We start from the raw sequence: 14,190 nt of genomic DNA, 5'->3' as shown, positions 1-14,190 counted from the left end.
CGTCTCAATGTCCTCTCCTCGCTCGTGTCGAGGCGGCCCGTCGGCCTGGGAGACTTGAACGTCCCCGTGGGGGCCTCGTCGAGAAGGGGCGCGCCCGGAGCGGAAATCCGGGGTCGAGAGGGGGCCCACACGTGATGGAACGATGTTGAATTTGACCCTCGCCGACCCGTTTGTCAAGTATTCGGAATCGATGTTCTATAAGTTTTAAGAACGTAATGATTCGGACTGGCGCGACGTCGACGACGTGAAGAGACCGATCGGTTGTATCGCCTCACGGTCTCGGGCGTGGGCGGTGCGCATAAGCATCAAAAAATGACGACACAAACATCCTTCTCCCCCGGGAGAAGTTGGCCGAAGGCCGGATGAGGGGCGTGGCGCTTCGAGGCGTATGTTGAAACCCTCGTTTGCGGGCCCGAGATCCGTGCTGGAACCGACGACCCCCACCCGGCCTTCAGCCTCAATCGTGTTCTGCACAAGATTTGAGGCGAGATTTGGAAGCGGACGCCGATGTGGAGTGCGGCGGCTCGCCGCCGCGCTGACCACGCGGCCCATGCGGGAGCAAGCTTCCGCACTCCACGGAAGAAGGCCGAGCCGCGCCACCCGATCGGCATCGACCTTCCATGGTTTCCGTCCCGGAACTCTCAATGATGGAAGGCGAGGAACGGCCGCGGGAGGGCGGCCCGGGCGGCGATCGTTCGGGGGACGGTCGCGACGTGTCGGGCCGTCTTCGGCGCGGCCGGGACGCGGGTCGGGAGGGGCCGGCGCGTGGTCGGGACGAGTTGCGGATGGTTCCGGACCGGGCGTCCCGTCTTGACGACCTGACCGTCCAGGCGGACGACGGAGCCATTGCTCACCTGGGTGATCGCGGCGCCGGGCGAGAACGGGTAGCGGTCGACGAGGAACGGCGGGGCGTACATCTTGACCTTCACCTCGCCGAAATTGCCGAGCCCGTAGATCGTGTAGCCGAGGTACGCGCGGCCGGTGCCGAACTTGCTCTTGGCCACGGCGCCGGTCAGCGTGGTGTGCCCCGCGACATGGTCGACGAGCACGAGCTGCTCGCCGGAATTCGAGCCGTCCAGAAGGTCGTCGAGGAACCCGCCGCCGCTGACGCCCAGGGTGACCAGGTCGCCGGCCGCGGTGTAGTACTTGAGGCTGGTCCCCGCGCCAGGGAGGATTGGTTGTCGGTGCCGGCGGTCGCGCCGTCGCCGCTGAGCGACGTCCCGCCGAGGTTCACGAGGCCGCCCGAGGTCCCCACCAGGGTCAGGTGATAGAACGTGTTGCCGACGATCGGCTCCCACGGGGTGAGCGTGACCGTGAAGGTCGACGGGTCGTAGGTCGGCGTCAGGCCGATGGAATAGTCGTCGGCCGTGCCGTACCGATTGTCCGGTCCGACGCCGACGACCAGGAAGTTGGCGGGGTTGACGGCGGTCGCCGGCGCGAGCGGCTGGTTGAAGGTCACCTTGATCGCCGTGATGGTCGTCGCAGTCCCTTGCCACGTGGCCTGGCCGACGGTGAGCGGCGTGGTGTTGGGATCGGTGTCGATGATCGTCACCAGGGTGGTGCTCGGCGAGCCCAGCAGCGCGGCGGCGGGGGTCACGTTCGAGAGCACGACGTTGAACAGCTCGTTGTGGGCGTCGTACGGGTTCGCCAGGATCGGCACGACGATCGTCTGGGTCGTGACGCCGTCGGCGAAGGTCAGGGTCCCCGAGACGGGGGTGAAGTCGAACCCCGGCACGGCGTTGACGGCGACGGTCGCGTAATCGACGGTCACGGTCCCGCGCGACCCGCCGACGCGGTTCACGACGATCGCGACCGAGCCCGCGTCTTCATTGACGGTGTACGACGCCGAGGCGAGCTGGATGATGCCGTAACGGTCGATGACCGGGATCGTCAGCGACGTCTGGCTCGTGCTCGGGTTGATGATGGCCTCGGACGTCTGGGCGGTGGCTAAGCTGACGAGGGTGCCGGTCGTGAGGGCCGACGAGGTGGGCGAGACGACGTACTGGAAGCCCACCATGCCCCCCACGGCCAAGTTGCTGATATTGAGGATCAGCCGGCCGTTCGAGACCGTGACGCCCGGCGAGGCCGAGACGAACGTCGAGTTCGCGGGGATCGTGGCGATGAGCGTGAGGTTGGTGGCGTTGGAGGGGCCGGAGTTCAGGACGGTCGTCGTGTAGGTCAGATAGTCCCCCACCTCGACCGTCGAGGGCGCGGCGGTGAGCGTGGTGGTGAGGTCGACCGCCGGCGTGACGGTCACGCCGATGGTCTTCTGATCGTCGTCGGGGTTCGTGTCGTGCTCGGCGCCGACGACCTGGGCGGTGTTGAAGATCGGCGAGGCGGCGATTGCGGCGTTGGTGGTCGTGACGGTGATCGTGAAGACGATCGACTGCCCGGCCGTCAGGGTTCCCACCGGCAGGGTGAGGACGCCGTTGGCGTTGGGGGCGACGTTGATCGGCACGCCGTTGGATTTCGCCGAGACGAACGTCACGTATTGCGGGATCGCCGGCAGGGCGTTGTAGACGACGACTCCCGTCGCCGTGGACGGGCCGCTATTGGTGGCCTGGATCGTGTAGACCAGGTTCTGGCCGATCTGCGCGAGGTTGGGGGTGGCGGAGAGCTGGATCGAGAGGTTGATCGCCGCCAGGACGGTCGTCCCCGCGAGCGCCGGCGGATAGGTGTTCGCCGGGTAGTTGGCGCCTGTGACCGTGGCCGAGACGTTGACGGTCCCCGAGCCGCTGGAGTCGGCGGCGGCCGGCAGAGCCGTGAACGCGATCGTCCGTTGCACCGAGGCGCCGGCGGCGAGGCTGCCCAGGTTGAAGGTGACGATCTGGCTGGTCGGGGTCTGCTGGAGCGTGTACGTCCCCGGCGTGAGCGTCACGATGGTGTTCGCCGGGAAGACCAGGACGGCCGTCACGTTGGTGTCGTCGGACGGGCCGGTGTTGGCGACGGTCACGGTGTAGGTCGCCGTGCCGCCGACGTAGATGCTCGACGGGTCCGACTGCAAGGCGACCGAGAGCTGGCTCTTGGGCGTGACCGTCCCGACGACGACGTCGGCGGCCGACGACGCGTTGGGGAACTCGGTCCACGCGAGGTTCGCCGTGGTCGTCGGCGAGACGGCGGCGGACGAGGTGATCCCGGCGGTGCCGACCGTGATCACGATCGGCTTGATCGACGCTCCGGCGTTGAGGCCGCCGAGGTTGAAGGTGAGCACGCCGTCGACCGGCGTGACGACCAGCGGCGCGCCGTCTTGCTCCGCCGAGATGAACGTCGTGCCGGCGGGCACCGTGTTGGTCAGGATGACCCCCGACGACGGCGAGGGGCCGTTGTTGATCACGTTGATCGTGTACGACAAGTTGTCGCCCGCGTAGACCGTGCTCGGGTCCGGGACGACCGTCACCTGGACGTCGGCGGCGGCCGTCACCGGCGTGTTGATCGTCGCCGACGTGTTGTTGGCCAGATTCGGGTCGAAGACCGCGCCGACCGGGCCGACGGCCGTCGAGAACACCGTCGCGAAGCTGCTCAGCGGCGGCCCCACGGCGGCGGCCGTCGTGCCCAGGATCAGAGTCAAGGTCTGGGACGCGCCCGAGACCAGGGTCCCCACGTCGTAGGTCGCATATTGCGAGGTTCCCGAGGCGTGCAGCGTCCAGCCCGGGTTCTGGGTCGGGTCGAACGTGACGAGGGTCGAGTCGGGCAGGTAGTCGGTCACGACGACGTTGGTGGCGTCGGAGAGGCCCGCCTGATTCGCCACGCCGATGCTGTAGCTGTAGCCGCCGCCGGCGTAGAGCGGCGTGATCACGCCGTCGGGCGAGGCCGCGAAACCCGAGATCCGCAGGTCCGCCGCGGGCAGGGCGTTGGTCGTGTCGACCTCGCCGCTGGTGTTCAGGCTCGAATTCACGTCGGCCGTCGTGATCGCGAACGCGTTGGTGATCGGCGCGGGGGGGCCGGACGCGGCCGAGGGCGCCACCAGTGCGACGATCGTGACCGTCACCGTCTGGCCCGCGGCGATCGTCGGGAAGACGGCGGAGACCGTGCCGCCGGCCGAGTTGTACGAGAGCACGACGCCCGGGACGCTCGTGGAGGACGACAGCGGCTGGTAGACGACGTTGGGATCGAGCGTGTCGACCAGCGACACCGTGTTGGCGGCGACCGGGCTCGAATTGGTGATGGTCAACGTGTAAGTCAACTGGCCGCCGACGATCACCTTGGTCGGGTCGCCCGGGAAGTTCGAGGCGACGGCGCCCGCGATCGAGACGTCGACGATCTGCTTGGAGACGATGTTCTTGGCGAACTCCGACGTATTCCCCAGCGCGTCGGTCGCCGTGGCCGTGATGTAGTAGCCCGACGGGATCGGCGCGGAGGTCGTGAGCGTGGCGTCGAACGCCGCGGTGTACGTCGTCGTGTTGGTGACGGCGACGGCTGTCGCCCCCAGGAAGATCTTGCCCTCGCCGAAGCCCGACACGTTCTGGGTCGGGCTCGCGAAGAACTCGACGCGGTAGGTCTGGCCGACGTTGGCGTTCAGCGTCCCCTTGATCTCGATCGACCCGTTGTCGTAGATCCCGCTCGACGGGTCGAGGACCGGGTAGTTCTGGAAGTTGTTGGGGCCGCTGTTCGCGGGGCCGGGGGGCCAGACCTGGTTCACCAGCGGCTCGTTGCTCTGCCCGAAGTTGATCCCGAGCTGCGTGAAGCCGACCGGCTTCTGGCCGTTGTTGTAGATCGAGTTGCCGAGGAACGAATTGTTGTTCGACCCGAGGACCAGCGCGATGCCGTTGGAGCTGTTGTTGGCGATCACGTTGCCCGCGCCGGGGGCGGTTCCGCCGATCGTGTTGCCGTTGCTGAACAAGCTGACGCCGTTGCCGCCGTTGGCTCCGTTGTTGCCGTTGCCCAGGCCCGGCGTGCCGATGCGGTCGGTGCCGATGAAGTTGCCCTCGACGACCAGGCCGGTGGTCTCGCCGAACGTGTTGATCCCGTTGCCGCCGAGCGCCCCCACGCCGTTGGCCGCGATGATGTTCCCCTCGCCGGGGCCGGTCCCGCCGATCAGCACGTTGATCGGGCCCCAGATCTGGACGCCGTGGCCGCCGTTGCCCAGCGGGTTGACCGGCGAGGTCGGGGTCGCGCCGGGGACGACGCCGATCCAGTTGCCCTGGATGACCTCGGCCTGCGAGCCGATGACGAAGCTGTCGATCCCCGCGCCGCCGTTGCCCGAGATGATGTTCCCCGCGCCGGCCGCCGCGCCGCCGATCGTCGCGAACGAGGCGTTGGCGAAGAGAAGGCCCGTGCCGTTGCCCAGCGGTGCCGTGCCGGTCGCGTTCGTGCCGATGAGGTTGCCCTGGACCAGCGAGTGATCGCCGGTCCCCATCCTGACCCCCTGGCCGGTGTTGCCCGAGATCAGGTTGCCCGCCCCCGCCGCCGTCCCGCCGATCGTGGTGGCGTCGCCGCCGTTCTGGTTGACCCCCACGGCGTTCGGCAGCGCGTTCGTGCCGCTGGCGTTGACGCCGATCCAGTTGCCCTGGATCAACGTCGCGATCGTGTTCGCGCCGAAGGTGATGTTCGCCAGCTCGACGCCCGACTGCTTGTTGCCCGAGATCAGGTTCCGCGCCGCGGTCGTCAAGCCGCCGATCGTCACGCCCTGGGTGCCGATCGTCTGCACGCCGTCATTGTTGTTGGGGATCGCGACCGCGCCGTTCAGGTCCGTGCCGATCCGGTTCCCCTGGATCAAGACGCCCGTGGTCGCCGCGCCGCCGGCGCTGGGATCGAGGAGGACTCCGTTCAGCGTATTGCCCGAGATCAAATTGGGGGAGTTCCCCGCCGTGCCGCCGATGGTGACCCCGGAAGCCCCGCTGACGTGGATGCCGTTGAAGACGTTGGCGACCCCCGCGAGCAGCGTCGTGTCGACGCCGACGCCGTTGCCGACGATCGTCACGGCGGTCGGCGCGCCGTTGACGTTGTTCAGCCAGACGCCGTCGCCGGTGTTGCCCGAGATCAGGTTGCCCTGGATCTGCGTGCCGCTCGACTTGTCGACCAGGACGCCGGTCGCCTGGGGGGCCAGCGAGGTCTTGCCCGTCACGTCGAGGCCGATGATGTTGCCGACCACCAGGTTGCCGTTGGCGACCCCCGCGTCGCCGATGACGAGGCCGGCGGTGGTGTTGCCCGAGATCAGGTTGCTGGCGAACTGCGTGGTCCCGCCGATCGTGTTGTTCGACGAGCCGAAGATTTTCAGACCCACCAGGTTGGGCTTGGACGCGACGCCGTCGGACGTGCCGAAGAAGCAGCCGACGATCGTGTTGCCGTCGCCGCCGCCGGCGCTGTTCCCCTGGATCGTGATCCCCGTCCCCGCGCTGCCGTCGAACGCCAGCCCCTTGACGGTCGTGCCGCCGGCCGTCGCCGTGATCGTCAGCGCCGACTGGGCGGCCGTGATCTGCTTCCCCTCGATCTCGACCAGCGGCACCCCCGCGAACGTCCCCTGGGTCGTGGCGTCGATCAACATCGGCTTGGCGACCGCCGGCAACGGACCGGTCAACTGGATCGTCGTGTTCCCCGCGATCGAGAACTGGATCACCGGATTGGTGTCGGTGTTCGCCTGCGTGAGGCAGTACCGCAGGTCCCCCTTGCTCGGGTCGGTTGTCGAGGCCGTCCCCGTGTCGGTGTTGCTGACGACCGTCCAGACGGCCAGCAACTCGCGACGTTCCAGCGCCTCCAAGTTGAACCGCGACGACGACCGCCGCCTCGCCGCCAAGCCCTTCCGACGTTGACCCAGGTAGCCGTTGACCATCGCAGTGCCTCGTGGATGTGACCTGTTCCTAACGTGAAACGCACAGCCGTTCGGACGGATGTAAGAAACACTACCACTCAATCAGGGGCGCTCGCAAGAATTAAGATTGGAAAAACGGGACGATTGGGCGATATGGGTGAAATAATATCTGGTGAATATACGCTCGCCGTGCAGTAATGCAAGCTGATGGGATATCCCGATCACATTTTCCCGTCACCGCTTGCCAGGAGGGCTCTTTCGAGGCCGACGCCGTTGCCGATGATCATGATTCATTGAAATCGGATGCAATGATCCCTTCCGCTCACCGCGAATTCCGAGCGCTCGGATGCAAACCATCATAACGCCGTCGGGTGATGGCATGCCCCGATACAAGCCCGAAGCGCCAACATGATCCCGGTGAGCCTCGACCCGATGGAGGCTCAAATCCTTGACCGATGCGACGGCAACATGTGTTCGTGCCTTGATGATGTTCGTGGATCGCTATCGTGAACCGTATGGCCTTCATTTCCTATAAAGAATAAGCGAATTCGAGGCGTGCGAGAAACGGCGGCGTCTCCTAATTTATTAGGTTTACAAAATTGATATTGTTACGAGGGGCTGATGCTTGCCGTGCCGATTATCAGGCGATATAAGAGCTACCAGCCTTTCATTTATCTGGCATGGAAGCGGCGTTCGTCGAATCGAGTCAAGGGAAGGCAAGTCAATGCTAGGCTGCGTGGCCGCGATCGTCCATCAAAGCAAGATGGGACGGTCCATGGGGGCTTGCCCGTGATGGTGACGCCGACGATGATCCGCCGGGTCTTGTCGAGCTGGGGGGCGATCTCCAGCGATGGGACGACCGGCGAGAATCGGAGACGTGATTGCGAACGTCTTCGGTGGGTGTCCGGCTCCAGCCTTGCGTGGCGTTTGGCGATCCTGCATGAGTGAGGCTCGCTTGCTGACATTCGACGAACGAATTCGAAGGGGAACAATCGCCTTCTGCCAGACCGTTTTCGTGGCGGGTCGGGCTTGGTTCAATCGCCCTGTTGATTGGATCCGTCGCCTTTCACTTCCTTTTCTTCCGCGCGTTTATCGGGGAGGTCCGTCCATGAGGAAACCACGTTTCGGTTTCACGCTGATCGAACTTTTGGTCGTCATCGCGATTATCGCCGTTTTGATTGCGCTTCTCTTGCCTGCCGTGCAGTCCGCCCGAGAGGCCGCCCGCCGCTCCCAGTGCACGAACAACCTGAAGCAGCTCGGGTTGGCCGTCCACAACTATCTCTCGTCGAACTCTGTGCTGCCGTTGCAGACGATGTTCCCGACGGCCTCGGACCAGAGTTGGGGCTGGAGCTACGGCTGGGGACTCGGTCTTCTGCCCTACATGGAGCAGCAGCCCGCGTTCAGCTCGTTCAATTTTTCGCTGGGGATCTTCGGCAACGCCGGTGGAAATACGTATCAGCAGGGGAACAACACGGTCTGCCAGCTCAAGATCGCGGGCTTCCTCTGTCCCTCCGACGGTGTCAAGAAGATGCCGGCGGACCCCAACGGCGGGACCAGTTACGTGGGCAACTACGGCGGCCCGGGCCAGCTCGCCGCGGTGGGCGCGAACGGAGCCTTCAGCGGAACGATCATCCCCAACGGGTGGTACAACGACTCCAATCTTGGGCCGATCGGGATCGAGTCGATCCGGGACGGGAGTTCGAACACCGCGATGTTCAGCGAACGGCTCATCGGCCTCGTTGGCAGCCCGGCGCTCACCAAAGCCGACAGGGACGCCAAGCGCGCCATCTTCACGGCGGCCGGTCCCGTCGCGGGTAGCGGTGCGACTGGCGCCATGCAGTTCATCGCCGCCTGCAACGCCCTTCCGCCCACGAGCCCGTCCGCCCGTTCCGACGGCAATGGTTACACTTGGTTCGCGGCTTATCCGTGGCATGTCGCGGTGAACGCCTATACGCACGTCGGCGCCCCGAACAGCGTGTCCTGCACGAATTCGGCGGACCAGGGAGGCTGGCTGAGCTTCACCGGGCCGCTGGGCTCGGCCCCGCCGTCCAGCAATCACCCGGGCGGCGTGAACTTGGGCATGGCTGACGGCTCGGTTCGGTTCCTCAAGGATTCGATCAACCTCCCGACGTTCTGGGGCATCGGCACCCGCAACGGCGGTGAAGTAATCAGCGCCGACGCCTATTGATAAGCTGGGTTCATTGTTGCGATCGATCAGGGGATCTTGGGAATGCTTCCTCTTCAGTCAGTAAGAAGGCGCCTGCGATTCCCTTTAGACTTCGCGACTTCCGGTCGGTTCAGTACCTAAGTTCAAGGAGCTTGCTCGAGATGAAGCCGCTAGCTGGATGGCTTGGCGCCGCGATTCTGGTTTTCACGTTCGCCGGTTGTGACGACGGCGCCCCTTCAACGCCGCCCCCCAACACGGCCCCGACCCCGGACGGACGCCCCGCTGGGTTTGAGAACATGATGAAGGGCATGGAAAAAGACATGAAGAACGCCACGGCCAACCCCAAGGCCCTTTCCAAGGGCGGCGCCCCCGCCAAGTAGGCCTCACGAGCCCGGATCGTCGTTGTCGAACCGAACTCGCATTTGCTCGGCCTTGGCGAAGCGTCCGCGCATCGCCAAGGCCGAACTCTTTATGGCCAGGGTTGCGGCCCCGGTCCGCGCGAGGTTGGGAGCGGTTCGGCCTTCTTTCGTGGAGCGCGGGAGGTTGCTCCCGCATGCAGGCGCGGCGACAAGCCGCCGCGCTCCACTCTAATCGAGCGGTCGGTCAGGGTGAGGAGGCCGTCCATGAAACCGCGTCGCCGGGTCGTCGTCTCAGTAGTCGTGAGCCTCGCCGCCGCCGTCCTGCTCCTCGCCGTCGGCTTGTTCCAGAGTGGTGCGGCGAGGCTTCCACCCGCTTCGCTCCCCTCGGGGTCGGTCGCCTCGGTCGACGTCGCCTTGGACGCGATCAACGAGAGGCAGTCGGCGTTCGCGACCACGTCGGCCGACGCTTCGAAGGTCGAGGCTGTCGCCGCCGCCGTCCGTCGGGCGATGCGCGTCGAGGAGCACAAGTGCTCGACGAGCGGTAGGCTGACGTTTCATAAGAAGGACGGCTGGACCGTCGCGTTCGACCTGCTCGCCGGCCACGTGGGTCGCTATTATGAGTTCCGGGTGAGCGCGGGCGCCGAGCCCGGCACCTACCGAGTCGACCGCCAGCCCCTGCAACAGGCGCTTTCCGCCCTCGGCGCCGGCCCGCTCGACCCGGGATCGCCCCGCTCGAAGTGAGGTCTCCACGCATGGACGAACCCGCCGCGATCGCCCTCGCCGACGAGGTCGTGCGCTCCCAGTTCGACGGTCGGTTCGAACGCCTCAGCGCCAGCCGGGTCGACGCCGAGGCGTTCAAGTCCTCCTACGAAGAGGATTGGCGCGAAGGCCGGTTTCCGGCCGACGTGACGGAGGCGGAATTCCGGAAGTTCGTGCAGAGTCTTGACCTCAGCCCATACTGGATCGTCGGCTACCTGCTCTACCCGCAAGGCGACGTCATGATCGGCAGCGTGATCATCGATGAAGCGACCGGGGCGGCTGAATGGGACGTTCATTCGCGCCCGCCCGAATAATCGGTTATCTGGAATTGAGGAAGCCTGCGGCCGCGCCGATCGCGGTGAACGTGGAGGCGAGGACCGACGAGAGGAAACGAGCCTGCGAGGTGGTCGAAATCGGCTCCGCGGTTCCGTCGATCGGGAGCAGCAAGCCGCCCACGACCTGGAAGGCGACCGCCCCGAGCAAAGCCCCGCCCCCCCCGCCGGCCAGCAGTTGCACACGTCGGCCCCAGGTATCGTCCGTCCCGATCCCCAGTCCGAAAGCGAACGCGGCGACGACGCCGATCCCAATCGAGATCGCGCCGTGCATGATCAGCGAGGGGATCAGATCGTTCTCGAAGGAAGGGCTCGCTTTCAGATAGAGCGTGACCGAGCCGAGCGCGGCCAGGCCGCCCGCGACGCCTCCCAGGGCCGCCCCGGCCAGAGCCGCCCTGAGCAGCGCGCCGGTAGGCGCGCGTCGGATCAAGCCTCCGGCCGCGGCCATGGCGAGCCCGAGCGCCGCCCCCAGCACGGCGGAGTTGCGGCTCGCCGTCGCGATCAGCGCGGCGCGCTCGGTCGCCGCGGTCGTTCCGTCGTGCTTATTCCCCATCGTGACGAGCGGCACCCGTTTCGCTTCGACCCGGACGAGGCTCGTCTCGCCGACCCCCCAGGCGACGACGCCGGCGATGAAACAGGAGACGAAGGTCAGAAGTCGGAGCCCGCGTCCGCACGGGTCGGCCGGGCGACGGATCGAGACCGCCTCGACGACCTCCCGATCGGGTGTCGATGGGTCGACAGTGCTGCTGTTGGAATCCATTCTGGGACCTGCTTTCGAGTCGTGGAAGAGAGTTGGCTCTGGGCCCTCAACGGCCCCGAGGGCCGGGCAGCGGGATCGGCGTCGACTCTCCTTCGCGGAGTCGATAACCCCGATCGGCGGCCGTCGTCGGGTACTGGTCGACGCGGCCCGAGGGCCAGCGGACTTCGATCGAGTCGACTCGCTCCGCGGCCTCCAATCCGAAGTGGAGGCGTGGGTCGGACGCGGATTGGAAGCTTCCCCCGCCCGTCCGCCATCGGCGGAGTCGGCGTCCGTCGACCGTGACGGTGACGACCGCGCCGACGCCGTCGCGGTTCGACGAGGTTCCTTCGAGCGTGAGCGTCAGGAACCGGCCCTTCGTGGTCAGGTTGTGGAAGAACCCGAGCGGCGACTTCTGCGGGAGAACGACGACGTCGACCCGTCCGTCGTTGTCGAGGTCCCCCGTCGCGAGCCCTCGGGAGACGCGCGGGACGGTCCATGGCGGGCCGGCGGCCTCGGTCACGTCGGTGAGGCGGCCGTCGGCGCCGCCGACCAGGAACAGGGTCGGCATCTGGTACGGGTAATCGGGGCGGTCGTCGTTGACGTGACCGTTGGCGATCGCTACATCCAGTCGACCGTCGTTGTTGGCGTCGAAGAGGCAGACGCCGAACCCCAGGAGGTATCGGCTGGGACCGGCCAGGCCGAGGCGGCCGCCATGATCGCCGAACACCCCGTTCCCGAGGTTCCGAAAACAGGTGGTCGACTCACCGTAGAAATTCGTCACGAACAGGTCGAGGCGGCCGTCGCCGTCGATGTCGCCGCACGCGGTCCCCATCCCGGCCTGGTACGCCCCCCCCGCGTTGCAGGCGACGCCGCTGTCGAGCCCACGTTCCTCGAACTTCATGCCCCCGAGGTTGTGCCAGAGATAGTTCGCCGTGGTGTCGTTGGCGACGAACAGATCGACGAGACCGTCGGCGTCGACGTCCGCCGCGACGACGCCGAGCCCTCGGCCCTCGGCGTCGATGATGCCGGCCTCGGCGGTGACGTCGACGAACCGCGCGCCGTCGTTGCGGAACAGGTGGTCGGGCAAGGCGGCGAAGGGGCGAGGCGTGCAGTAGTTGTAGCGCTGGTCCGGCTCGGAAAGCTCGCTGGCCTTTGACACGGTCACCCTGGGGCAGAGCGTGGGGTGGTCGGCGTCCCAGACGAGGTAATGGCAGACGTAAAGGTCGAGGTCGCCGTCGTTGTCGAGGTCGGCGAAGGCGGCCGACGTCGGCCAATCACGGTCGCCGTCGAGGCCGAAGTCGGCGGTCACGTCCGCGAACGTCCCGTCGCCGCGGTTCCGATACAGAGCGTACGACCGCCATCTCGTGACGAAAAGGTCCGGGTGGCCGTCGTTGTCGATGTCGCCCACGGTGACGCCGTGTCCGAAACCTTTCGCCATCCGCGCAATGCCCGAGCGTTCGGTCGCGTCCTCGAACCGCCCGTCGCCGAGATTCCGGAACAACCGATCCCCCTGGTAGGGCCGCTCGGGATTCGCCGGGAACGCCCCCCCCTGGACGACGTACACGTCCATCCAGCCGTCGCCGTCGTAGTCGAGCAGCGCGACCCCGCCGGCGGTGGTCTCGGGGATCTGGCGTTGCGGCGAGCGTCCGTTGTCGAACTCGAACCGCAAGCCGGCGGCCTCGGCGTCGTCGCGGAAGCTCGGCGCGGAGGCCGTCGTCGTCGGCGGTGTCGACGGGGCCGCCGGTTCGCGGCTCAGGCGCGGGCTCGATCGGGGCTCGTCCGATTTGAGCAAGTCGGCGAGCGTGACGTCCGGCGACGGGCTTGAGGTCCGGGACGGCTCGCGCAGCCTGGCCAGCGCCTCTTTGGCGGTGGGGTTGGACGGCGCGAAGGCCGCGCGGAGGGTCCACCACCCGCGCGCCTCGAAGGTCCGGCCGATCGACTCCGAAAGCGAGGCCAACTCGGCGAACCGGGCCGGCGCGAGCGGCTCGTCCATCAGCAAGCGGTAGCGGTCCTTGGCGGCGTCGCGGGCCGCCTTTCGCTGGCGCAACTCGCGCGCCTTGTCGGCTTCGCCCGACTCCGCCGCGAGCGCGGCCAGCCGGTCGATCGCCCTCGAATCGCCGGGCGCGACCACGACGAGACGTTCGAGGGCCGCGCGCTCCGCAAGGAGGTCGCCTCCTCGCCGCGACAACCAGGCTCGGACGTCGAGCTGCTCCGCGTCGGTGAACCGCTCGGCCGGCAGGTGCGGCAGGCAGCGGAGGGCCGCCTCGAGATCGTCGCCGACGCGCGCCAGCTCGAATCGCGCCCGCCAGACGGCGGGATCGTCCGGGCGCGCCTTCAAGCACTGATCGAGCTTGGCTTCCGCTTCCGCGAGCCGGCCGGTCTGGACGGCCAGATCGGCCTGGGCCAGCCAGACGCGGTCGTCGTCCGGCGCCTTCGCCGCCGCTTGCTCGATCTCCTCCCGAACGACTTCGAACAAGGTCGGCGCAGTCTCAGCCTTCCAATGGTCGCGGAGGTCGCCCACCGGGTCGGTCGTATTGCGCCACGCCGCCTTGATGAGCCTCTGGACGTCCGGGCGCCGGCCCTCCCAGAAATACAGTTCCGCCAGGGTGCGACGCGCCCCGTCGCGTTCCGCCGCGGAGCCGGGCGCGTCAAGGAGCGACTCGAGGATCGCCTCCGCCTCGCTGAACCGTCCCAGGTCTCCGACGAGCGTCTTCGCACGCGCCAGGCCGGCCTTGAGCCACCACTCCGTACCGGGGGGCACGCTCGACCAGGCCGCCAGCGAGTCTGGAATGCGCCCCGCGGCGTGTTCGCAGACCCCGAATCGGTAGCCGACCTCGGGATCGCGCGGGCGGGACGACCGAAGGCTGAGGAGCCGCTCCCTCGCCTCCGGAAATCGGGCGGCTTCCATCAATCGTCGGGTCTGCTCCAAGGAGGTCGCGAACCGCCGTTGCGCGACGGCCCACCATCCGAACCCCGAGACCGCCAGGACCGCGACGGTCAGCATTGCAATGCGTCGCCGACTTCGAATCATGACCCCTGTCTCTCCCGCGGGGCGCCGCCGCGGCCGCGCTCAGAGTCTGTCCCAC

8 protein-coding genes are annotated in these 14,190 nt (G+C 67.1%); 4 read left to right on the top strand and 4 right to left on the bottom strand.

Features of this window, described 5'->3' with window-relative positions; translation table 11 throughout:
* Nucleotides 1-641: 641 nt before the first annotated feature.
* Nucleotides 642-1,049 (bottom strand): hypothetical protein, encoded by a 408-nt coding sequence (locus tag BSF38_RS14885; RefSeq protein WP_076346850.1) that lies wholly within the window; start codon nt 1,047-1,049, stop codon nt 642-644.
* Entirely contained in the window at nt 1,013-6,769 is a 5,757-nt protein-coding gene (locus BSF38_RS14880) for a beta strand repeat-containing protein (protein ID WP_076346849.1), read from the bottom strand. The genes BSF38_RS14885 and BSF38_RS14880 overlap by 37 nt, the downstream gene beginning before the upstream one ends.
* Nucleotides 6,770-7,856: 1,087 nt before the next feature.
* Here BSF38_RS14880 and BSF38_RS14875 point away from each other — a divergent pair.
* The 4 genes from BSF38_RS14875 to BSF38_RS14860 all read left to right on the top strand — a co-directional run bounded on the left by BSF38_RS14875 (nt 7,857) and on the right by BSF38_RS14860 (nt 10,347).
* The gene (locus BSF38_RS14875) at nt 7,857-8,936 is read left to right on the top strand and encodes a DUF1559 domain-containing protein (RefSeq protein ID WP_076346847.1); all 1,080 of its coding nucleotides are present in this window, start codon (nt 7,857-7,859) and stop codon (nt 8,934-8,936) included.
* Nucleotides 8,937-9,076: 140 nt separating this feature from the next.
* A complete protein-coding gene (locus BSF38_RS14870) occupies nt 9,077-9,295 on the top strand; it encodes a hypothetical protein (protein WP_145952137.1) in 219 nt (72 codons plus the stop codon).
* A 243-nt stretch (nt 9,296-9,538) separates the two neighbouring features.
* Entirely contained in the window at nt 9,539-10,015 is a 477-nt protein-coding gene (locus tag BSF38_RS14865) for a hypothetical protein (RefSeq protein WP_076346843.1), read from the top strand.
* Nucleotides 10,016-10,026: 11 nt separating this feature from the next.
* Entirely contained in the window at nt 10,027-10,347 is a 321-nt protein-coding gene (locus tag BSF38_RS14860) for a hypothetical protein (protein WP_076346841.1), read from the top strand.
* A gap of 4 nt (nt 10,348-10,351) precedes the next feature.
* Here the strand turns inward: BSF38_RS14860 and BSF38_RS14855 are convergent, their stop codons facing one another.
* Both BSF38_RS14855 and BSF38_RS14850 read right to left on the bottom strand, forming a co-directional pair.
* Complete coding sequence (locus tag BSF38_RS14855) at nt 10,352-11,125, bottom strand: hypothetical protein (protein WP_076346839.1); 774 nt, start codon at nt 11,123-11,125, stop codon at nt 10,352-10,354.
* A 46-nt stretch (nt 11,126-11,171) separates the two neighbouring features.
* Nucleotides 11,172-14,108, bottom strand: coding sequence for an FG-GAP-like repeat-containing protein (locus tag BSF38_RS14850; RefSeq protein ID WP_168189380.1), 2,937 nt, complete (start codon nt 14,106-14,108; stop codon nt 11,172-11,174).
* Between the last annotated feature and the right edge of the window lie 82 nt (nt 14,109-14,190).

This window comes from Paludisphaera borealis (genome assembly GCF_001956985.1).
GTDB classification, from domain to species: Bacteria; Planctomycetota; Planctomycetia; order Isosphaerales; family Isosphaeraceae; genus Paludisphaera; species Paludisphaera borealis.
This window is presented reverse-complemented; position numbering and strand designations above follow the sequence as displayed.

Bases quoted from the DNA above. Each gene is read 5' to 3' on its own strand.
- BSF38_RS14855 (WP_076346839.1), bottom strand. From the start codon at position 11,125: ATGGATTCCAACAGCAGCACTGTCGACCCATCGACACCCGATCGGGAG.
- BSF38_RS14880 (WP_076346849.1), bottom strand. From the start codon at position 6,769: ATGGTCAACGGCTACCTGGGTCAACGTCGGAAGGGCTTGGCGGCGAGG.
- BSF38_RS14860 (WP_076346841.1), top strand. From the start codon at position 10,027: ATGGACGAACCCGCCGCGATCGCCCTCGCCGACGAGGTCGTGCGCTCC.
- BSF38_RS14870 (WP_145952137.1), top strand. From the start codon at position 9,077: ATGAAGCCGCTAGCTGGATGGCTTGGCGCCGCGATTCTGGTTTTCACG.
- BSF38_RS14865 (WP_076346843.1), top strand. From the start codon at position 9,539: ATGAAACCGCGTCGCCGGGTCGTCGTCTCAGTAGTCGTGAGCCTCGCC.
- BSF38_RS14875 (WP_076346847.1), top strand. From the start codon at position 7,857: ATGAGGAAACCACGTTTCGGTTTCACGCTGATCGAACTTTTGGTCGTC.
- BSF38_RS14850 (WP_168189380.1), bottom strand. From the start codon at position 14,108: ATGCTGACCGTCGCGGTCCTGGCGGTCTCGGGGTTCGGATGGTGGGCC.